The sequence below is a fragment of the Mangrovihabitans endophyticus genome, from assembly GCF_014646155.1.
Taxonomy (GTDB): domain Bacteria; phylum Actinomycetota; class Actinomycetes; order Mycobacteriales; family Micromonosporaceae; genus Actinoplanes; species Actinoplanes endophyticus.
The window spans coordinates 175,422-196,390 of sequence record NZ_BMMX01000002.1; the positions used below are offsets into that span (position 1 = coordinate 175,422).

General features: G+C 67.1%; 14 protein-coding genes. 7 read left to right on the top strand and 7 right to left on the bottom strand.

Annotated elements, in window-relative coordinates; genetic code table 11:
* Positions 1 to 5: 5 nt before the first annotated feature.
* Positions 6 to 626: a hypothetical protein gene (locus IEY73_RS05495; RefSeq protein WP_189077976.1), complete on the bottom strand. Its 621-nt coding sequence runs from the start codon at positions 624 to 626 to the stop codon at positions 6 to 8.
* A 174-nt stretch (positions 627 to 800) separates the two neighbouring features.
* On the opposite strand from IEY73_RS05495, the gene IEY73_RS05500 reads away from it, so the two are divergent.
* Positions 801 to 1,631 (top strand): hypothetical protein, encoded by an 831-nt coding sequence (locus IEY73_RS05500; RefSeq protein WP_189077977.1) that lies wholly within the window; start codon positions 801 to 803, stop codon positions 1,629 to 1,631.
* Positions 1,632 to 1,809: 178 nt separating this feature from the next.
* Here IEY73_RS05500 and IEY73_RS05505 read toward each other — a convergent pair whose 3' ends face one another.
* From IEY73_RS05505 to IEY73_RS05515, 3 genes are all read right to left on the bottom strand, one after another.
* Positions 1,810 to 2,130, bottom strand: a complete 321-nt coding sequence (locus IEY73_RS05505) for a WXG100 family type VII secretion target (RefSeq protein WP_189077978.1) — start codon at positions 2,128 to 2,130, stop codon at positions 1,810 to 1,812.
* Between the two features lie 31 nt (positions 2,131 to 2,161).
* Positions 2,162 to 2,482, bottom strand: coding sequence for a WXG100 family type VII secretion target (locus IEY73_RS05510; RefSeq protein WP_189077979.1), 321 nt, complete (start codon positions 2,480 to 2,482; stop codon positions 2,162 to 2,164).
* 96 nt (positions 2,483 to 2,578) lie between these two features.
* Entirely contained in the window at positions 2,579 to 8,173 is a 5,595-nt protein-coding gene (locus IEY73_RS05515; RefSeq protein WP_189077980.1) for a WXG100 family type VII secretion target, read from the bottom strand.
* Between the two features lie 208 nt (positions 8,174 to 8,381).
* Here IEY73_RS05515 and IEY73_RS05520 point away from each other — a divergent pair, with 208 nt between their 5' ends.
* Positions 8,382 to 8,999, top strand: a complete 618-nt coding sequence (locus IEY73_RS05520) for a response regulator transcription factor (protein ID WP_189077981.1) — start codon at positions 8,382 to 8,384, stop codon at positions 8,997 to 8,999.
* Between the two features lie 20 nt (positions 9,000 to 9,019).
* Here the strand turns inward: IEY73_RS05520 and IEY73_RS05525 are convergent, their stop codons facing one another.
* Together IEY73_RS05525 and IEY73_RS05530 are read right to left on the bottom strand one after the other, a co-directional pair.
* Positions 9,020 to 11,566 (bottom strand): AfsR/SARP family transcriptional regulator, encoded by a 2,547-nt coding sequence (locus tag IEY73_RS05525; RefSeq protein ID WP_189077982.1) that lies wholly within the window; start codon positions 11,564 to 11,566, stop codon positions 9,020 to 9,022.
* Between the two features lie 74 nt (positions 11,567 to 11,640).
* Positions 11,641 to 12,507, bottom strand: coding sequence for an ROK family protein (locus tag IEY73_RS05530; RefSeq protein WP_189077983.1), 867 nt, complete (start codon positions 12,505 to 12,507; stop codon positions 11,641 to 11,643).
* A 302-nt stretch (positions 12,508 to 12,809) separates the two neighbouring features.
* Here IEY73_RS05530 and IEY73_RS05535 point away from each other — a divergent pair, with 302 nt between their 5' ends.
* The 3 genes from IEY73_RS05535 to IEY73_RS05545 all read left to right on the top strand — a co-directional run bounded on the left by IEY73_RS05535 (position 12,810) and on the right by IEY73_RS05545 (position 16,390).
* The gene (locus tag IEY73_RS05535; protein ID WP_189077984.1) at positions 12,810 to 13,307 is read left to right on the top strand and encodes a DUF3592 domain-containing protein; all 498 of its coding nucleotides are present in this window, start codon (positions 12,810 to 12,812) and stop codon (positions 13,305 to 13,307) included.
* Positions 13,308 to 13,414: 107 nt separating this feature from the next.
* A complete protein-coding gene (locus IEY73_RS05540) occupies positions 13,415 to 15,700 on the top strand; it encodes an ATP-binding protein (RefSeq protein WP_189077985.1) in 2,286 nt (761 codons plus the stop codon).
* An 84-nt stretch (positions 15,701 to 15,784) separates the two neighbouring features.
* Entirely contained in the window at positions 15,785 to 16,390 is a 606-nt protein-coding gene (locus IEY73_RS05545) for a helix-turn-helix transcriptional regulator (RefSeq protein WP_189077986.1), read from the top strand.
* Here the strand turns inward: IEY73_RS05545 and IEY73_RS05550 are convergent.
* Positions 16,387 to 17,970, bottom strand: coding sequence for a serine/threonine-protein kinase (locus IEY73_RS05550; protein WP_229715560.1), 1,584 nt, complete (start codon positions 17,968 to 17,970; stop codon positions 16,387 to 16,389). The two genes, IEY73_RS05545 and IEY73_RS05550, sit on opposite strands and share 4 nt — an antisense overlap.
* Before the next feature lie 247 nt (positions 17,971 to 18,217).
* On the opposite strand from IEY73_RS05550, the gene IEY73_RS05555 reads away from it, so the two are divergent.
* Positions 18,218 to 18,838, top strand: coding sequence for a helix-turn-helix transcriptional regulator (locus IEY73_RS05555; RefSeq protein WP_189077987.1), 621 nt, complete (start codon positions 18,218 to 18,220; stop codon positions 18,836 to 18,838).
* Positions 18,839 to 18,885: 47 nt separating this feature from the next.
* Positions 18,886 to 20,907 (top strand): alpha-L-arabinofuranosidase family protein, encoded by a 2,022-nt coding sequence (locus IEY73_RS05560; RefSeq protein WP_189077988.1) that lies wholly within the window; start codon positions 18,886 to 18,888, stop codon positions 20,905 to 20,907.
* The last annotated feature ends 62 nt before the right edge of the window (positions 20,908 to 20,969 follow it).

The window sequence follows — 20,969 nt, forward strand, 5'->3', positions numbered from 1 at the left end:
TGCCGCTACTTCCCGTTCTTCCCCACCGAGTAGCTCACCACGTTGGGCCCGTTGTCGTACCGCACGGCGATGGGACCGTCCACGTCGTCCTTGGGTGCGGGCGATCCGGAGCCGCCGCCGTGTGCGTTGAGAGCCTTCATGAGTTGCTGGAACATCTCGGTGACGTGTTGTTCGGCGTTGTCGTAGTTGGCGGACGCGAGTTCAACTGCCGACTGAACCTCGCCGAGAACGCCCGTCTCGCCGTCATCGGCGCCACGCGCTTTCGATCCGAAAAACTTCGCCTGGACCTGCTCCAGGTCGCTAAAGAACTCCTTGGCGGTTTCCGCACTGCCACCGACCCAGTCGAGCTTCAGGTCCTGCCAGGCATGCGAGATGGCCCGCCAGCTATCCACGATCTGCACGATCATCAATTCCATGCCGAGACTGGAGTGCTGCCACATCTGCTTGGGGTCAACCGTGATGTGCGTTCCGGCGGCGTTGTAATTCGACGGCGGAAGCCAGGGCGGCGACGATTTCGTCTCCCAGCTCGCAGGGCCGCCCTCCTTCTCCCATGATCGCGGCGAAGGGTTGTCCGGAAACGTGCCGCTGGGAGTGCTGTCGAGCAGACCTTGAAACGCGCGGTCCATGCCGGACTCGAATGATCTCTCAGACAAGGCGCCGCCTTTCCGACGTACGATCGTCCCGTTATCCCCACGTCAAGCTACGACCGGACAACGACACATCCACAGTCCCACTTTGATGGACTCACAACCGGACGAGAGGGACGTTGCACCCTCGGCCGCCGTCGGTAACAGTCAGGCATGAGCAGCGATGACAATGAGGTGGTCCGCCACGGCCATCCCGGTGGTGAACTCGTGGATCTCACCCAGCGCTGGGCGCGCGGCCGGTCGGTGACCGGAGATTCCGCCCACTTCACCGGCGGGGCTGAACCGTTCAAACTCGTCGACTCTTCCGGCCACCGGACGCACGCCGGCAACGGCTTTCAGGAACCTCAGTCCGCCGCGTTCACCGTGCACCCCGGAACGCTGCTGGACGCCGAGAACAGCATCCTCGCCGCCACCAAGAGCGGGATCGCCGAGTTCGAGAGCTTCAAGGATCGCGTGCTGTCCGAAGAATCGTGGATCTTCTTCGCAGAAGACAAGTCCAGCACGGTCCCGTCTTACCATGCGGGCCACTACGTCTGGCAGGGCGACGAAAGAGTCTGGAAACAGCCCGACACGTACGCCGATGTCAAAGATCCCAATCCCGGGCAGACGGCGGACCTGCAAGGCCAGCAGAATTCACTGCTGCAGGCGGTCGGCGGGGCCATCCAGTTGGTCGGGGTGTTCGTCGGCAAACTCAACGACGCCGCGCAGATCTACGCCGAGGCGGACAAGCAGTCATGGGCGGACGCGTACGACGTACCGATGGACGACGGCTTGCACACCCCGGGGGTCTTCGGCACCAAGACGGCCGGCGGTCCGCCCGGTGGCGGCGAGACGCACGGACACGGCGCCGGCGAACATGCACCGCTCCACGACGGAAAAAACACTCCGGGGGTCTTCGGCACCAAGACCGGTGGCGATGAGCCGGACCATATCGGGAAGCTGTCCACACCGGAGATTTTCGGCATCCACGGCGGCCATGCCTAGCCCGGCGGCTGCCGCCGAGACCAGTCACAGCAGCGACGGGGGCGCCGGCCACCTCATTGAGGTGGCCGGCGCCCCCGTCGCTGGTTCAATGGTTCATTGTCACCGTGGCGCGGCACGACAGCCGCCGGAGCCTGCCGAAGGCCCGACATCGTCGGGCTCGATGCGGGGTTGGGAAGGTTCAGCGGCCCGGCGTCCAGGTACGAATGTTGGCCCACTCACATTCGCTGTAGTTGTCCCACGCGACGTTCAAGGTCCGGCTGATCGCCGACAGAACACTGTCGTTGACGCCGAACAAGCCGTCAGCCGCGGAGTCCCATTCATTCTGGAGGTGACGGTAGCGTTCCCGCGCCTCGTCCTGCCAGGTCTCATCCAGCGGTGCGAGGCGCTTCTTCAGATCAACCAGCTTCTCGGTGATGGCGTCCGCCATCTGATTGAGGCGCGCGCCTGCCTGCTCGAGATCGGCCGGGACCTTCAGGTTGCTGGAAGCCGGATCCACCATGCTTCTTCCTCATCTCGACGTGGTGCCGGCCTCAGAGCCGGGCCGCTGGAATTTCGTTTTGCACCTGACCGAGGTTGGCATCCACGGTGCGCTCGGTGTCGACATAGTTGTGTGCGTTGTGCCGAAGACCGACCGCGATCTCGGTCAACGCGTGATGCAGGTGCCGCCCGCAGCGGTCGAAGTCGTCCATCAGATGATGGAAACGCGTTGCGGATACCCCGTGCCACTTCTGCTGGATTTCGATGACGTAGCGTTTCAAGTGCGCCAGGTCCATCTCGATGTCCGAAGCAGTGGCATTCGTGTGCTGAGCGGCTCCGTAGAGCTCTTCCGGCGTTACCGCGATCGGCCACATGGCCCATCCCCCTCCCTCAGTTGCCCGTACCGTTAGGCTTGCAGCAATCCGGCGCCCCGGCCAGTGAACAATTTGGGGACGGTGTCCGCCGGCGGACTACACCTGGACGGACTTTTTTGGGGACACGGGCGATCCGTCTCCCCCTATCCTCTGCGCCTGTTCCCGGAGTTTCCCGAGGTTGACGTCGATGCCCGCGATGCCCTTGAGCGTGCCGCCCTCGGCGGCGAGGTAGTTGTCGTACGACTTACGCATGCTGTCGACCGACCGGTCGAGCACCTCGATCAGGTCGGCCGCCGTCGAATTGAACCGCCGGGCGACTTCTTCGAAGTTGTGGCCAGCGGGACTGTTCCAGTTCCGCATGATGGCGTTCAGGTGATCTTTGAGGGTTGCTACGCATTGCCGGATATGCTCCCTCTCCTTGCCGACTTTGTGCGTGGCTTCGAGCAGCTTGGGGATCTCGACGGCGTACTGGATGGTCTTGCCGCCGGCGATCTGAGCGATGGGATGCCCCTGGCGATCGGTCACCAGGATGGTGGTCTTCCCCGACTTCGAGGTATAGAAATAGGCGATCTGGCCATGGTCGTACCTGATGGTTACAGTCCTGTCACCACCGTTGATGCGACCGTGCGTCGGCCTTCCCTTGTCGTCGAATTTGTCGTACGTCCAGCCGTGGCTTCGCATGCGGACGACGTCACCTTTGCCGTTCCGGACCACGGTGACACCGCCGCCATAATGCCAGACGCTGCCGCCGCCAGGCCGGTAGTCGATGGTGATGGTGCGCGATGGATCACCGGTACGAAAGCCGCTGACCGGACGCCCCTGGCCGTCGAAATCCGTGTATGTCCAGCCGCCCGAGACCAGCCTCAGCGGGTTGCCGTCGGCGTCCTTGGTGAGAATCGTCTTCTGGTCACCGTCAACGACGGTCCATATGCTGCCGCCGTCGCCGGTGTACCGTACGGAAACGGTCTGCTGGTCGTCGGAAGTCTTGAAACCGGAAACGGGCCGGCCGTGATCGTCGAACCGGTCGAACGTCCAGCCGTCGGCTACCATGCGAGTGACGTCACCGTGCGCGTTCTTTGTAACAACGGTGTCCGGTCCGGATCCCTCGTGATAGGTCCAGGTGCTGGTCCCGCCGCCGTGATAGGCGATGTCCACCGGGGTCGGGCCGCCCTTGCCGGGAACACTGCCGTGCGTCGGCTTCCCCTCCGCATTGAAGCGATCGAACACCGTCCCGTCCGGCAGCTTCTCCCGCACCACATCATCACCATGGCGGGTGATCACGGTCTGCTTCCCGTGATCGTGATACGTCCACACGCTGGTGTCGTGCCGATAGGCGACATCAACCTCAGAGGCGCCGCCCTTACCCGGCACACTCCCATGCGTCGGCTTCCCGTCGGCATTGAAACGGTCAAACACCGTCCCGTCCGGCAACTTCTCCCGCACAACATCATCACCATGGCGGGTGATCACGGTCTGCTTACCGCCGTGGTGGTACGTCCACGTCGACTCGCCATCACCGTGATAGGCGATGTCCACCGCGGACGGACCACCCTTACCCGGCACACTCCCATGCGTCGGCTTCCCCTCCGCATTGAAGCGATCGAACACCGTCCCGTCCGGCAACTTCTCCCGCACCACATCATCACCGTGCCGGGTGATCACCGTCTGCTTACCACCATGGTGATAAGTCCAGGTGCTCTCACCGTCCCCGTGGTGCGCGATGTCTACCGCGCTAGGACCGTGCTTGCCGGGAACACTGCCGTGCGTCGGCTTCCCGTCAGCATTGAAACGGTCAAACACCGTCCCGTCCGGCAACTTCTCCCGCACCACATGATCCCCGTGCCGCGTGATCACGGTCTGCTTACCACCATGGTGATACGTCCAGGTGGACTCACCGTCCCCGTGGTGCGCGATGTCCACCGCCGACGGGCCACCCTTACCCGGCACACTGCCGTGCGTCGGCTTACCGTCAGCATTGAAACGGTCGAACACCGTCCCGTCCGGCAACTCCTCCCGCGCCACATGATCACCATGGCGCTTAATGACGGTCTGCTTACCGTGATCGTGATACGTCCAGGTGCTCTCACCGTCCCCGTGGTACGCGATGTCTACCGCGCTCGGACCGCCCTTGCCGGGAACACTCCCGTGCGTCGGCTTCCCGTCGGCATTGAAGCGATCGAACACCGTCCCGTCCGGCAACTCCTCCCGCACCACATGATCACCATGGCGGGTGACCACGGTCTGCTTACCGTGATCGTGATACGTCCACACGCTGGTGTCGTGCCGATAGGCGACATCAACCTCAGAGGCACCGCCCTTACCCGGCACACTCCCATGCGTCGGCTTACCGTCAGCATTGAAACGATCGAACACCGTCCCGTCCGGCAACTTCTCCCGCACCACATGATCACCATGGCGGGTGATCACCGTCTGCCGGCCGTGATCGTGATACGTCCACGTCGACTCGCCATTGCCGTGATAGGCGATGTCTACCGCGCTCGGACCGTGCTTGCCGGGAACGCTGCCGTGCGTCGGCTGCCCCTCCGCATTGAAGTGATCGAACACCGTCCCGTCCGGCAGCTTCTCCCGCACAACGTGATCCCCGTGCCGGGTGATCACCGTTTGCTTCCCGCCGTGGTGGTACGTCCACGTCGACTCACCATGGCCGTGATAGGCGATGTCTACCGCGCTCGGACCGTGCTTGCCGGGAACACTCCCGTGCGTCGGCTTACCGTCGGCATTGAAACGATCGAACACCGTACCGTCCGGCAACTTCTCCCGCACCACATGATCACCATGGCGGGTGATCACCGTTTGCCGGCCGTGATCGTGATACGTCCACGTCGACTCACCATGGCCGTGATACGCGATGTCCACCGCCGACGGGCCGCCCTTACCCGGCACACTGCCGTGCGTCGGCTTCCCGTCGGCATTGAAGTGATCGAACACCGTCCCGTCGGGCAGCTTCTCCCGCACAACGTGATCCCCGTGCCGGGTGATCACCGTCTGCTCACCACCATGGTGATACGTCCACGTCGACTCACCATTGCCGTGATACGCGACGTCCACCGCCGACGGGCCACCCTTACCCGGCACACTGCCGTGCGTCGGCTTACCGTCAGCGTTGAAACGGTCAAAGACAGTGCCGTCCGGCAACTTCTCCCGCACCACATGATCCCCGTGCCGGGTGATCACCGTCTGCTCACCACCATGGTGATACGTCCACGTCGACTCACCATTGCCGTGATACGCGACGTCCACCGCCGACGGGCCACCCTTACCGGGAACACTCCCGTGCGTCGGCTTACCGTCGGCATTGAAACGATCGAACACGGTACCGTCGGGCAGCTTCTCCCGCACTACATGGTCGCCATGCCGGGTGACGACGGTCTGCTTCCCGTGATCGTGATACGTCCACACGCTGGTGTCGTGCCGATAGGCGACATCAACCTCAGAGGCACCGCCCTTACCCGGCACACTCCCATGCGTCGGCTTACCGTCAGCATTGAAGTGATCGAACACCGTCCCGTCCGGCAACTTCTCCCGCACAACGTGATCCCCGTGCCGGGTGATCACCGTCTGCTTACCACCGTGGTGATACGTCCACGTCGACTCACCGTCCCCGTGATACGCGATGTCCACCGCCGACGGGCCACCCTTGCCCGGCACACTCCCATGCGTCGGCTTCCCGTCGGCATTGAAGTGATCGAACACCGTCCCGTCGGGCAGCTTCTCCCGCACCACATGATCACCATGCCGCGTGATCACCGTCTGCTTCCCGCCGTGGTGGTACGTCCACGTCGACTCGCCATGGCCGTGATAGGCGATGTCTACCGCGCTCGGACCATGCTTGCCGGGAACACTGCCGTGCGTCGGCTTACCGTCGGCATTGAAGCGATCGAACACCGTCCCGTCGGGCAGCTTCTCCCGCACCACATGATCCCCGTGCCGGGTGATCACCGTTTGCCGGCCGTGATCGTGATACGTCCACGTCGACTCGCCATTGCCGTGATAGGCGATATCCACCGCGCTCGGACCATGCTTGCCGGGAACACTGCCGTGCGTCGGCTTACCGTCAGCATTGAAGTGATCGAACACCGTCCCGTCCGGCAACTTCTCCCGCACCACATGATCCCCGTGCCGGGTGATCACCGTCTGCTTCCCGCCGTGGTGGTACGTCCACGTCGACTCACCATGGCCGTGATACGCGATGTCCACCGCCGACGGACCACCCTTACCCGGCACGCTGCCGTGCGTCGGCTTCCCGTCGGCATTGAAGCGATCGAACACCGTCCCGTCCGGCAGTTTCTCCCGCACCACATGATCCCCGTGCCGGGTGATCACCGTCTGCTTACCACCATGGTGATAAGTCCAGGTGCTCTCACCGTCCCCGTGGTAGGCGATGTCCACCGCGCTCGGACCGTGCTTGCCGGGAACACTGCCGTGCGTCGGCTTCCCGTCGGCATTGAAGCGATCGAACACCGTCCCGTCCGGCAACTTCTCCCGCACCACATGATCACCATGCCGCGTGATCACCGTCTGCCGGCCGTGATCGTGATACGTCCACGTCGACTCACCATCACCGTGATAGGCGATATCCACCGCGCTCGGACCGTGCTTACCGGGAACACTGCCGTGCGTCGGCTTACCGTCGGCATTGAAACGGTCAAAGACGGTGCCGTCCGGCAACTCCTCCCGCACAACGTGATCACCATGGCGCGTAATGACGGTCTGCTTACCGCCGTGGTGGTACGTCCACGTCGACTCACCATGGCCGTGATACGCGATATCCACCGCGCTCGGACCGCCCTTGCCCGGCACACTCCCGTGCGTCGGCTTCCCATCGGCATTGAAGTGATCGAACACCGTCCCGTCCGGCAACTTCTCCCGCACCACATGATCACCATGCCGCGTGATCACCGTCTGCTCACCACCATGGTGATACGTCCACGTCGACTCACCGTCCCCGTGGTACGCGATATCCACCGCCGACGGACCACCCTTACCGGGAACGCTGCCATGCGTCGGCTTCCCGTCGGCATTGAAACGGTCGAACACGGTACCGTCGGGCAGCTTCTCCCGCACCACATGATCGCCATGCCGGGTGATCACGGTCTGCTTCCCGTGATCGTGATACGTCCAGGTGCTCTCACCGTCCCCGTGATACGCGATATCCACCGCCGACGGACCGCCCTTACCCGGCACACTCCCATGCGTCGGCTTACCGTCCGCGTTGAAACGGTCAAAGACAGTGCCGTCGGGCAGCTTCTCCCGCACCACATGATCCCCATGCCGGGTGACGACGGTCTGCTTCCCGTGATCGTGATACGTCCACGTCGACTCACCATCACCGTGATAGGCGATATCCACCGCCGACGGACCACCCTTACCCGGCACACTCCCATGCGTCGGCTTCCCCTCCGCATCGAAGCGATCGAACACCGTCCCGTCGGGCAACTCCTCCCGCGTGACCGTGCCGTCCGCGTTGCGGACCACGGTGACGCCGTCGTTCGAGACCTGCGTCGTCGCGGCTTCGTCTCGTCCGTGCACGGTGCGGTGCATCTCCGTGCTGACCGGTCCGACGTACGGCGTTGGCGAAGCCGCGGCCGACCTGGTCGCCTCGTCGGGGAGTACGGCCAACGCGGGCGTGGCGCCGTCGACGGGCTTTGCGGTAGGTGCTGGTTCCGGCACGATGCGCTCCTCGATAGGCGGACTGGCGCTATTCGAGGCTAGGAATCCACCCAGCCGTACAGGCAATCCCTCATAACGAGGCCCGAAAGGGCATCCGGTGGGGACGTCGGTGACGCCCTTTTGTATTTCCCGCGCCGTCGTTGAACGGGGTCTGCCTGCCAGCCGTTCGAAGGGCATGCATCCCGGAGTGGGAGCTCAAGGAGGCCTCATGCACAGCGTTGCGATCGTCGGCAGTCAGCCCATTTCCCGGGTCGGTTACGAGGGCCTGGTGTCCACCGGTTCCGGCATGCGAGTGGTCGCGACGGTGTCCTCCCTCGCAGAGCTGCCCCGCGCGGAGAGGCGGTACGACGTTCTGGTGCTCGACGTGCCGCAGATGGACAACGCCGCGGTGAAGGCGGTCGGCCGGGCTGCTGCCGTGGGCCGGCCGTTGGTCTGCTCAAGCTGGAACGACTCGCCCGGCCTAGTGGCCACAGTTCGAGCGGGCGCGCAGGGTTGCGTGAGCCGCTTCGCCGACCACGAGCACGTACGCGACGCTATCCGCCTGGTCGCGCAGGGCGGCTTCTACCTGTGTCCGCGCCTGTTCGGTGCCTTCCAGGCGGAAATGCTGGCGCGGACCGAGGAGGACCAGGCGGAACTGGCGCCCCGAGAAGTGGAGACGCTGCGGTGGATCGCGTCGGGTCTGACACACGGTCAAATCGCCAAGCGGATGGGGCTGTCCACGGCGACCGTCAACACGTACGCCAAACGGATCCGCACGAAGCTGAACGTCGGCAACAAGGCCGACATGACGCGGATGGCCATCGAGCTGGGCCACTTCGTGCATTGAGCGCATCGACCGCCCGGCGGTCATTCGTCGAGCGCGATGCCGTATTCCGCGAGACGGCGACGGGTGCGGGTGAGGTCGGCGTGGGCGGACAGAGACGCGTAGATGGCCCAGGCATGGGCTCCGGTCTGCGCTGCCTCGTGGGGCTTGCGGTCTGCGGCGAGGAGGACGGCGGCGTCCTCCCAGGCGGCAGCCTCCTCCACGGGACGGCCGTGCCTTCGGTCGTGGTCTGCTGCCGCCAGCGCGGGTGCGGCATCACCGGTCAGCAGTGCACGGCAACGCAAATCTGCGACGTAAGCGCGGGCCGGCGTGCCGTGCGTCCGGGCCGCCTCGGCGCAACGGGTGGCGGCGCGGTGCGCGAGCTCGTGATGGCCATTCGCAAGGGAGAGCCGCACCGCGCTGGGCAGCCACGGCAAGGCTGCCATGGCGTCGCCGAGCAGCATGTCCATGAGGACGACATGGTCATGGTCGGGGATGAAGGCACGAGCGGCGAGGACGACGCCCCGCAATTCGTCGTCCGACGGGGGTGGTTCGTCCTCGATCGCCGCCAACAATTCTACCGCCAGTGCATGGTCCGCTCGGTGCTCCGCGATCAGCGCGGCGATGCTGTGCATGACGGCGCGGTCGAGTGCTGATGGCCGCTCCCCCGTCACGTCGTCCCAGCGCCCTCGCCAGTAGTGCTGAATGGTGACGGAAACCCGCGGGGGCATCGGCGCGCCGGTGCGGATCGCTTCCAGTGCGGCGTCACGCAGCATTCGGTCAGCTTCGCCCATCCGATCCTGGGCGCGCAGCATGGCCACCTGGAGGTGCACGGTTCCTGCATGCTCGTACGCGCCCGGTGGGTGACCCACTGCTGCCGCGCCGAGCAGCGTGGCGGCGACGGCGGGTGCGGAGCGTTCCAGAGTCTCGCGGTGCTGTTTCGCCCACTGCCGCATCCATTCGTCGGGTGCGGGCACCGCGGTAAGGAGGCCGGCGACCCGGGTCACGGAGGCGCCGATGCCGGACAACACTTCGGCGACTCGACGGCGCTCTCTTTCAGGGTTGGGGATGGCCTGGTGGAGCAGTTGGCGCTGGAGTGGGTGGACGAAAACGAGTTGGCTGCCGGTGTCGGTCAGCACACCGGCGGAGACCGCCTCCTCGATCTCGCTGACCAGGTCGAAGGCGGAGCGTCCGGTCACTGCCAAGGCCTCGTCGGTGGTGAGCGCGTTGCCTAGCAGCACCATCTGTTGCAACGACTCTTGAGTTCCGGCGGTCAGCGCTGACAGCCGGTGCGCGAGGTCGGCCGCCACGTCGGGGGGCGGAGGGTTCACCGTCATGACGGGGCCCGGCAGGGTAGACACACGTTCCCTCAGCGTGCCCAGCCGGGCATCGGGCCGTGCGGTGGCGACGAGCAGCAGTGGTGCGCGTCTGGTCGCGGCGATCAGACGATTCCACAGGCGCAGGGTGTCCTCATCGGCTCGGTGCAGGCCTTCGATCACCAACATGAGCGGGCCGCGACGGCAGACGGCGTGCAGGTGCTCGGCCGCTTCGTCGGGCGACTCGAAGCGCTGCCCGAACGCTCGGGTCATGAGGTGCAGCGGGAGGTGCCGGTCGGCTCCGTCGGCGGTGACCCAGGCGATTTGGCAGGCGGCGTGGGCGAACGCGGCCGTCAGCAACGCGGTGCTGCTTTCCGGGTCGCCCTCGATCCAGGCGGCGCCACCGGTCCCCGCGGTGAGATGCTGGAGCAGTTCCCCGAGCCGCTGAGTTCCGGCGTGGTGGGCGGCCGGGACGGGTTGCGCTCGCCGGGCTTGCGCTGGCGGGGTGGGCGTGGTGACCTTGTCCGCGCCGCCTGCGGTGATGGAGCGGTACAGCTCACGCAACGCAGGTCCGGGTTCCATGCTCAGCTCGGTGGCCAGGGTGCGGCGTGCCGTGTGGAAGACCTCCAGAGCTTCCGCGGTGCGGCCTGCGCGGTGCAGCGCCAGCATCAAGAGCTCGTGCAGGGGTTCGTGCAGCGGATTGTCCCGGACGAGGGCGGCCAGATCAGCGACCAGATCACCGTCACCGACCTCCATCAGCAGACGGGCCCGCAACTCCACCGCTGCGAGCCGCCGGTCGTCCAGGTGGGCGCGTTCGGCAGTGAGGCGTTCGCTGGTCAGACCCGCGTAGGCTTCGCCGCGCCAGAGCTGGAGCGCAGCGCCGAGCCGGACCGCCGCGGCGACCGCATCCCCACCGGCGCGGAGTTCGTGAGCCTGCGCAATCATCGATTCGTACTGGAAGCTGTCCAGCTCGGATCGGTCGAGCGCGAGCGCGTACGCGGAAGCCTGTGAGAGCAGCAGGGTGCGGCCGTGCGGTGCAAGACTGCGGCGCAGACCGGACACGTAGGTGTAGACGCTGCCCGCGGCGGTGGGCGGCGGTGTCGCTCCCCAGATTCCTCTGGTCAGTTCGGCGCGTGCGACAAACCGGCCGTCGGCCGCGGTGAGCAGGGCGAAGAGGGTGCGCTGACGGGCCTGTCCCAGGTCGATCTCGCGGTCGCCAAGCCAGGCTCGGACGGGGCCGAGGACCGAAACTCGCAGCCGGTTGGGGGCCGACAAACAACACCTCCGATCGCCCGGTGGAGGCACCGCATCGGTCGCATGGCGAGTCGCGCGGAGCTCGGCAGAGCTGGTCAGGCGGGATTGTAGTTCCTGGTGATGGCTTCGAAGACCCGGTGAATGGCATGCTCGCGGGCGACCTGCAAGGCACCGTCGAGTAGGCGGGCAGTTCCCGCCCGCGAGGCCCGGACCGTGGGCGGGCCGGGCATCTGCCGGGCGAGTTCGCTCTGCACGAGCCCGGCGAGGGCGTGTCCTCCGGCGTCGGCTGTCCCGCCGGCGAGCACTGTTGCCGGGAGGCCGAAGCGTGCGTAGTCCGTTCTGAGCGAGGCGACGATGCGCTCGGTCAGCCGCAGGAGACTTCCGGGCGTGAGGTCACCGGCGGCCGGCGTGGAGCCGGAGGCATTCCCCCCGGCGTCGCGGGCTTCTGGCTCGATGTCTGCTCCGCTGGCCGGCCGTGGCACCGTCCGGCCGCCCGCGCCGGCATCGGCGCGGGCGGCGCCGAGGTGTGCGTCGAAGCTGGGAAAGACCCGGCCCTGCAGCACGTCGACGGTGCGGATGGGATCGGCGAGGTACAACAGGGTGAAGGTCTCGTGTCCGTCCGCGCGCATGTAGGGAGTTTCGGCGCGGGCGGCGAGGCGGGCGTCGCTGACCACGACCACGGGCACGTTCCATTCCCGGGCGAGCATGCGGCGTACGGTCGGACCGAGCGCCGAGGACACCTCAGCGGTGGTGTCCGCCGCGTTCATGACGATCTGGCCGAGCGGCAGCGTTCTCGGATGCGCCTCGGCGGCGGCGCGGACGGCCGCGCAGACCGCGGTGACCGGGTCGAGGGGTCCGGAGACCGGCCGCCGGGCTTTGGTGACGGCCGTCGCGGTCAGGTCCGAGCAGGCGGCGATGACCACGGTGGCGGAGATCTCGACACCGACAACGTTCACACTCATGCTTTTCCCGTGAATCCCTGTTCGCGCCCGGTCCAGGCGACTCGGGCGGTGATGCATTGCCGGAAATGTATGGCATCGGGGCAACACGGATGGGGCACCGTCGTATCGGACCGGTACCTGCGGGAATGGAGCGTGCACTTTCGACGCCGGAGGGGTTGCCGTCCGGCATGGTGTGCGGCCACCGTGACGGTGCTCATGCCCCACCGGCAGGAGTCGACGCAACGGGAGGCCACACCGTGAGCCGATGGCGACAACTTTTCACGGGCAACGAGGCAAGGGCCACCGCCGGTGGCGCTCTCGTGATGGACGGGCTGCTGGGAGTGGATGTCCGGCGGGGTCGCAGGCGGCCCGGGATCGTGGGCTCCATCTTCATGATCGTCGCCGGTCTGCTGTTCGTCTGGCTGGGGTGGTACTGGCATGGCCAGCATGAGCCCTACGCCGACGGCGTTACCACCACCGCCACGGTGACGCGCATCGTGCGCTCGGAGGGCCACGACGGTAAGACGCATTACGGGCGCATTTTTACGTTTCGCACCTATCAGGGGCGCAATATCCGCGTGACGGAGCGTGAGCGCAGCAGCATCCGCCCCGAGCTAGGCGCCCCGCTCACGGTCTCCTATCGGCCGGATGACCCGGAGGGCGCGCGCGTGGTCCCGGAGAACGATTGGATGCCGTACGGCCTGATGGTCTGGGGCTGCTTGTTCGCGCTGATCGGTCTGGCGGTCTTCACCGTGCGCTTGATCAAGCTTGGCTTCGGTGTGTACCTGCTCGGCAGCGCCGACCGGCAGAGCGGGCGCTGACGGCGGCGCCGCACGGAGCGCTACGGTGACATCGACCGATACAACCGGCGTGAGCAGGGCACACAGTGTGTGAGTCATTGCGTGCACAGCGCAGGAAGGGCGAGCTCATGGGTGAGCCCGAGGCGGGTCTCGATATTCGACTGCTGGGTCCGGTGCGGATCCGGCTCGGTGGTGCCGAGACCGCGGGCGGGGCCGACCGGCGAGCCGCGGTTCTCAGTCTGCTTGCCCTGCGCGCCAACCAGCCGGTCACCCGCGACGAACTGGTGACGGCGGCCTGGGGAGACGAGCCCCCGGCGACCGCCCTCGGGAATATCTACAAATTCATCTCGCAGTTGCGGCGCATGCTGGATCCGGGACGCGACACCGGCGCCGCAGGCGAGATGCTGAGCTCCGCGGCCGGCAGCTACATGCTCAGCCTGGACGAGGACGCGGTGGACGTACGCCGCTTCGAGAAGGCTCGCGACCGGGCTCGCCTGCACCGCGCCGCGGACGACCAGATGGCCGAGTTGTCCGCCGTGGAGGAGGCGCTGGGCCTGTGGCACGGCGAGGCGCTAGCCGGGGTCCCCGGACCGCACGCGGCTGCTCAACGGACGCGCCTCGCCGAGTTGCTTGTCGTCACCCAGCAGCGACACGCCGAGCTCCTCCTCGGTCTGGGTCGGCACAACGACGCGATCGCCGTGTTGCGAGAGCTTGCCGCCGCCTATCCGGTGCAGGAGAAGTTCTCGGCCTTGCTCATGGATGCGTTGCAGGCGGCCGGGCGCGATGCTGAGGCGCTGACCGTCTATCGCCGGACCACGCGCATGCTCCGACGGCTGACCGGGACCGAGCCGGGTTCGCTGCTGCGTGACGCCCATCGCCGGGCAACCGGCGCCGCAGACGCTGCGGGCCGCACTCCGCTTGGGGAACAGGTGCTGGTGGGCCGCAAGGCCGAGGTGCACCTGCTCCGCCAGGCGGTGACCGATCTGGTCGCCGGAACGGGCGGCCACCTGCGGCTGGAGGGTGTTCCGGGCATCGGCAAGTCCGCCGTGCTGACGGCTGGACTGCGCGTTGGCGTGCCGGCCGGTTACCGGACCGGTTGGATCGGCTGTGCCGCCGAGGCCACGCACTCCCCGTTGGACGTTCTGATCGAGTGTCTGGCCGCCTCTGTCACGGGCGCGGAACCTGCCTGGCTGACGCGGGTACGGCAGGCCACCGCGGATCGCACGACGCTGGTCGACGTGGTCGTCGAGGCGCTGCGCGAGGGCTGCGCCGAGGCACCGCTGCTGCTGGTGGTCGACGACCTGCAGTGGGCCGACCGGCAGACGCTGCAGTTGTGGCCGGTTCTGCAGCGGCTGACGACGCGGCTCCCCCTCCTGTTGGTGTCGGCTGCCCGCCCGGACCGAACGGCATTGGCCGGACTGGGCTGGAGCGGGGTCATCCCACTCGGACCGCTGCCGGTGGACGAAGCGAGCGCCGTGGTCACCGCCGCGGTCCCCGGCACCCTCGACGAGTCTGCGGCCCAGCGGATCGTCGCCGATGCCGGCGGCAACCCCTGTTACCTGCTGGCCGGGGTTGCGGCGGCGCAGCAGGACGATGATGCGGGCCCGGGCAGCGTCCCCGCGGCGATGGCGGTGGCGGTCACGCGGCATCTCGCCGCGCTGGACGAGCCGACCCGTCATGTCCTGCGCGCAGTAGCGTTTCTCGGCGAGGACTGTGACGTGGTCGAGTTGTCCACGGCGACCGGCCGCAGCGTCGATGCCTTGAGCGGACCCATCACGGCAGCCCGTGCAGCCGGATTCATCACCGCGTCCGGTGAGACGATCACTTTCCGGCACCGGATCGTGGCGAGGGTTCTGCACGACAGCACCTCCACCGGGTTGCGCACGATGCTTCACCGGTCCTTCGCCGATCGCCTGGCCGCCGCCGGCGTGGCACCTCACCGAGTCGTCAGCCAGTTGCTCGCGGCTTCCACGCCACTCGGCGCGGAGATGAGCGCCTGGATGGCTCGGCACATCGAGGCTGCCATCGAGCAGTCACCCCGCGAAGCGGTGGAACTCCTGCGCCGGGCTCACCTCCAGTCCGACCTGCCGGCCACGGACCGTCTGTATCTCACCGCGTCGCTGGCACGGCTTCTCTTCCGCCTCGGCCAGCTACCGACCGGGCCGGCCGAGTGGGTCGCCGCCCGCACGCCCGACGCCGGCCTGGAGGCCGAGATGCGCCTGCTCGTTGCCCGGGCCAGTGAACGCAGTGGTGACATCAACCGGGCGGCGGAAGTGGCCCGGTGGGTTCTGGGCGCGGGGCGTGCGCCGGAGCCGTGGATGGAGAAATTCCGCGATCTGGTGGCCCGGCTTCGTCCGCAGATGAGCGGAGTCCCGACCAAACCGCATGATCAGACGGTCACCGGATATCGCTGAGCGGAACGAACTTCTGAAGAGATCCGGAAGATTTTCCCCACGGCGTCTCGCCACGATGTCGGATCCCGGCATCGGAGGGGTGCGATGGAGAAGATCACGGTCGCGGTGCATGTGACCGACCCGGTCGACGCAGCCGGGCTGCGCGGATATCTGGAGCAGGTCCCGGACCTCAGCATCGTGCAGAACGATCCGCAGGTACGCCTGGTCGTGGCCGAACGTCGTTCGGCCGGCGCGCTGGCCTTGTTGCGTCAGCATGCCGACGGGAACGCGCCGCAGATCCTCCTCGGCGATCTTCCGGCAACTGCGCTGGTCGGCGCCCTCGACGCCGGTCTGGCCGCGGTCATCTCACCTCGGGACGCGGGCCTGGACCGGCTGAGCACGACGATCCGGGCGGTCGTCGCGGGGAGCACCCTGCTGCCGCCGGATCTGGTCACCGAGCTGGTGCACCAGCTTCACCGCCTGCAAAAGGACGTGCTCGCCCCGAACGGTTTGAGCAGCTCCGGGCTCACCACCCGGGAACTGGACGTTCTCCGGCTTCTGGCCGAGGGGTACGAGACCGCCGAGATCGCGGCCAGGCTCAACTGGGCGGAGCGTACCGTCAAGAACATCGTCCGCGTGATCAACACCCGGGAGCATCTGAACAACCGTTCCCACGCCGTTTCGTGGGCGCTCCGCAACGGGTTGATCTAGATGGTGCGCACGTCCAGGCCGGAGAAGGTGACCGTGAACGGCGCCTGGCCCGCGTGTGGCTCGACATCGATCCCCAGCCGGAGTTTCCCGGTCGACGGGGAGCCGGCGGGCAGGCGCACCCGGCCAGCGACGCCGCCGCCCCGGTAGATCGTGACGGTCCCGTCGGCGACATCGATCCTGATGCGCGCCGTCCAGCCCACGAGGATGCGCCGGGCCGCCGGCAGGGAACCGACGACGGTCTTGTCGTCGCCGTCGTCGACCTCGACGGCGATGGAGTTGCGGCAGACACGCAGGACGTCGCCGCCGCGGGCCGGATTCCAGTAGAACCAGAGCGAGGCACAGCTACCCAACGAGGCCAAGGTGACGTTGAAACGGGCGCTGAAGTCGTCGCTGACCGGCGTTTCCGCGCCGGGACACTTGTAGGACTTCCGTTCGGTTCGCTCCACGGTCAGCACGTCCGTGACGGTGCACCGGGCGTTGTGTGCGGAGGTCTCAGTGTCTGGCCATGCGCTCGGCGCCTTCAAGGCATCGTGGATGAGCACCTGCGTGCTCGGTGCCGGGCTGGCCTGCGCGCTGGCGTTGGGACCGGGGGCGGCCGGCGGTGGCTCGTGGCCGCGATCGACGGCGAACGCGGTAGCCGCGGTTCCGGTGAGCAGGACGCCCGCGGCGGCGGCGATCATCGCACGCCGGTGTCGCCGTGCCCGGCGGGCCGGGACGCGTGCCACTTGCTGAGGACCGGAAGCACCCTCGACAGCGTCCACCAACATGTCCAATAGTTCCCGGGCGGTCGGACGGCGTTCCGGCTCCTTGGCCAAGGCGGCTTCGACCGCGCCGCGCAAGGGTGGCGCCAGCCCGTCGAGATCGGGCGGCTGGGTCAGGATCCGGGCAGCGGTCGCCGAGATGGAGTCCCCGGCAAACGGGCTCCGGCCGGTGGCCGCGTAGGCCACGATGCAGCCCCACGCGAAGACGTCCGCAGCCGAGCCGATAGGAGTCTGCGACGCGACGTCGATGCGTTCCGGAGCCATGTAGGCGATGGTGCCGATCGTCCGTTCCGCACTGGTGTAGCCGGTCGCGGCGTCCAGGGTGCGGGCGATGCCGAAGTCGACGACTTTGGGGTTACCCGGCGGCAACAGCACATTCTCGGGTTTGAGGTCGCGATGCACCACCCCGGCCCCGTGAATGCCCACCAACGCCGTGGCCACGCCGGCGGCCAGCGGATGCAGTTGGGCCCCACGCAGCGGCCCGCGCTGCTCGACGACCTCCGCCAGGCTCGGCCCGTCCACGTACTCGATGACCAGGTACGGCGGTTCGTGATCAAGGTCGGCGTCCAGCAATTCCGCCGTACAGTACGGCGGAACCTGACGGACGCGTTCGATTTCGCCGCGAAAACGTTTCCGGAATTCCGAGCGTTCGAGAAGTCGTGCCTGCACGGTCTTGATGGCGACGTAGGCACCCTCGGGGTTGCGCCCCAGATAGACCACACCCATTCCGCCGGATCCCAAGCGCCCGGCCACGTCGTAACCGCCCAAGCACTCGGGGTCGCTATCGAACAGCGGACTGACGCGGTAGGCGGTGTCCACTCAGCCTCCCCTCCGCGGCGGGCACTGGCCTCCCGGGGTCCCGCTGTGGATCCCCTCGTCGCCGTCTTGGAGCACGCGCGCACGGGTGCGTGATCGTCATCGGATGGTAAACGGCGCGGACAGGTTGCGCGAGCGCGGCAACGTCACCACGGCACCAGCGCGAGCCGTCTGAAGAACGCCGGAAGATTGTCTGACGGCATCTGTCCCAGGCTGCTGGCCGACCCGCGTCACCCCACGGGAGGCAGCAGTGAAGCAGGTTCGCGTGGCGCTGTTCGCGTCCACTCCGTTCGGCCGCGCCGGCCTGGTCAGTTACCTGCAACCGCACCCCGCCGTCGCGTTGTTGCCGGAGAGCGACGAATCTGACGTCCAGGTTGCCGTGGTGTGCTGCGACCGTCTCACCCCTGAGGTGATGACGACCATCCGGCGGCTGGCCGCCGGAGCGCGGACGGCCTTCGTGCTGGCGGTCAACGAGATCACCGAGACGGAGTTGCTCCTCGCTCTGCACTACCGGGTCGTCCAGGTTCTGCCACGCACCGCGCTCACTGCCGATCTGCTCACTCGCAGCGTCCTAGACGCCGCGGACAGCAACGGCGTGATGCCTGTGACGTTGTGTGACGAGCTGATGCGACACATCGAGCGTCTCCAGCAGGAGGTGCTCCACCCCCAGGCGCACGAAGCTGGGCTCAGCCCTCGTGAGATCGACATTCTGCGGCTGCTGGCTGACGGGATGGACACCGACGCGATCGCCGTCCGGTTGTGCTATTCGCAGCGCACGGTCAAGAACGTCATCTACGGCCTGACCCGGCGGCTGAACCTGCGCAACCGTCCGCACGCCGTCGCGTACGCCGTGCGGACGGGAATCATCTGACGCCGGAAACCGTCGGCCGTCAGACAACCGGATCAGAGAGGAAGTCCATGAGACGTATCGATCGTCGCCGTCTTCTGTGGGGGGCGGCAGCCGTCAGCACGGGCGCGGCCGGTGTGGGCGTCACCTACACCGCCGCCGCGAGCGAGGCGCCGAAGCCGTCCGTTGCAGGAGCGTCGGCTGCGGGGGCGTCCGCCTCGCCGGACCAGGCGATGTCCGCGGCTACGGGATCGGCGGGACCTCTGCCGGTCATCACGGTCGATGCGCGTACGGTCAAGGCAGCCGTCAGCTCGGGCATCACCGGCGTCAACGGTTCCAAATGGTACGACGACTCCTTCGGCATGTGGGATCGGGACAAGCATCGAGTCCGCCCCGAGGTGGTGGCCAAGTTCAAGCGCGCCGGGATCGGTCTGTTCCGCTACCCCGGCGGTACGTCGGCGAATCTCTTTCACTGGAAGCGGGCGGTCGGTCCGCAGTCGCAGCGCAGCAGGCAGGTCAACGGACTGGAAAGCGCGGATCCGGTGGACAGCAGGTTCGGGCCGGACGAGTGGATGCCGTTGGTCGAACAGCTCGGCGCGGAACTCACCATCATGGCGCCGTTCGCCAGCACCGATCCGCAGGACATCGCCGACTGGGTGCAGTACATGAACGGCCCGCGCGGAACCACTTTCGGCGACCTGCGCGCCAAACACGGACACCCCCAGCCGTACGGGGTGCGCTACTGGGAGATCGGCAACGAACACTACGTCGGCCATGAGCGGTACTGGATGAGCTCGGACACCCAGACCGCCCTCCAGCAGTACGCCTTCGGCGGCACCCAACGGCAGAAGGGACAGCGGGTCGGCGCCCGCGACGATCACCGCCCCCAGGCCGGGGTCAGCACGGGTAAAGCGGGCCAGCAGTTCACCGTCCACTACCCGCCGGTGGTTCCGCGCAGTCAGGTGATCAAGGTCGACGGCACCGCGTGGACCGAATGCAAGGACCTGTCGGCTGCCGGACGGCAGGCCCGGGTCTACACGTTCAACCCGGCGAACGGCGCCGTGAAGTTCGGCGACGGGACGCACGGCGCGATCCCCCGCAAGGGCGCCGTGATCACCGCCGACTACGACTCCGGGCCGCATGCCGGGTTCGTCGACTACTACAAGGCCATGAAGGCCGTGGATCCCTCGATTCAGGTCATCGCGACCTGGGCGCCGGTCGGCCGGGGCGTGCTGCATCCGGGCAAGACTTTCCCGCAGATCATGGCCGAGCACGGCCACGCCGAGCACTACGACGGGCTGGCGGTGCATCCGTACACGAGCGTCGTCCGCGATCTGGGCATCACCAAGTTCCCCAACCGGATCGCCGGCCACCACGCTCAGATGATCGGCGACGGGGCCTCCCGTGACGCGGTCGTCGCCCTGCAAGCTGAGGTCAAGAAGTACGGTAAGCCTTCGGCGTACGTGGTGGTGTCGGAGAGCGGCGCGCTGTTCTTCGGCGACAACCATGACGCTTCGGCCTACCGGGAGTGGACGTGGGCGATGTCCCACGCCCTGTACGAGGCGTCGCAGTGGTCACATTTCCTCAATCGTGGCCTGCGGTGGGCGATCGCCAACGCCCCCATCTCGACGAGGTCCGGTGTCACCCGGGCGATGCTGGGCGGCCCGTCGCATTTCGTCTTCTCGGCCGAAGCGACCGTGCGGGAGTTGCTCAAGCCGGTGGTGCACGGCGGCGGCCACGTGGTGGCGACCGACACGCAGAACAATCTCGTGGTGGACAGCGGCCTGACCACACCTGTCGGCGGGACGTATCACGCCCTGGTGACCACCGCGACCGTGGACCGGGCGGGCGGTCTCAACCTGGTGGTGGTGAACCGGTCGCCGGACAAGGCGGTGCAGGCGCGGCTGGCGCTGAACGGCTACGCCCCCTCCGGCAAGGTTTCCCTCGCCGTGGTGTCGGGGGCCAGGTATGACAGCTTCAACGACGTCGGCCACCTGAACGACGTGACGATTCACCGGACGACGGCCAAGGCCTCGACGTTGACGCACACCTTCGGAGCTCACTCGGTCACCGTGCTTCGCTTCGCGAAGTGACCCGGCGGTGACATCCGGGGTTTCCGCACGCCCCGGCGTGCGGGAACCCCGGCCCGCGACGG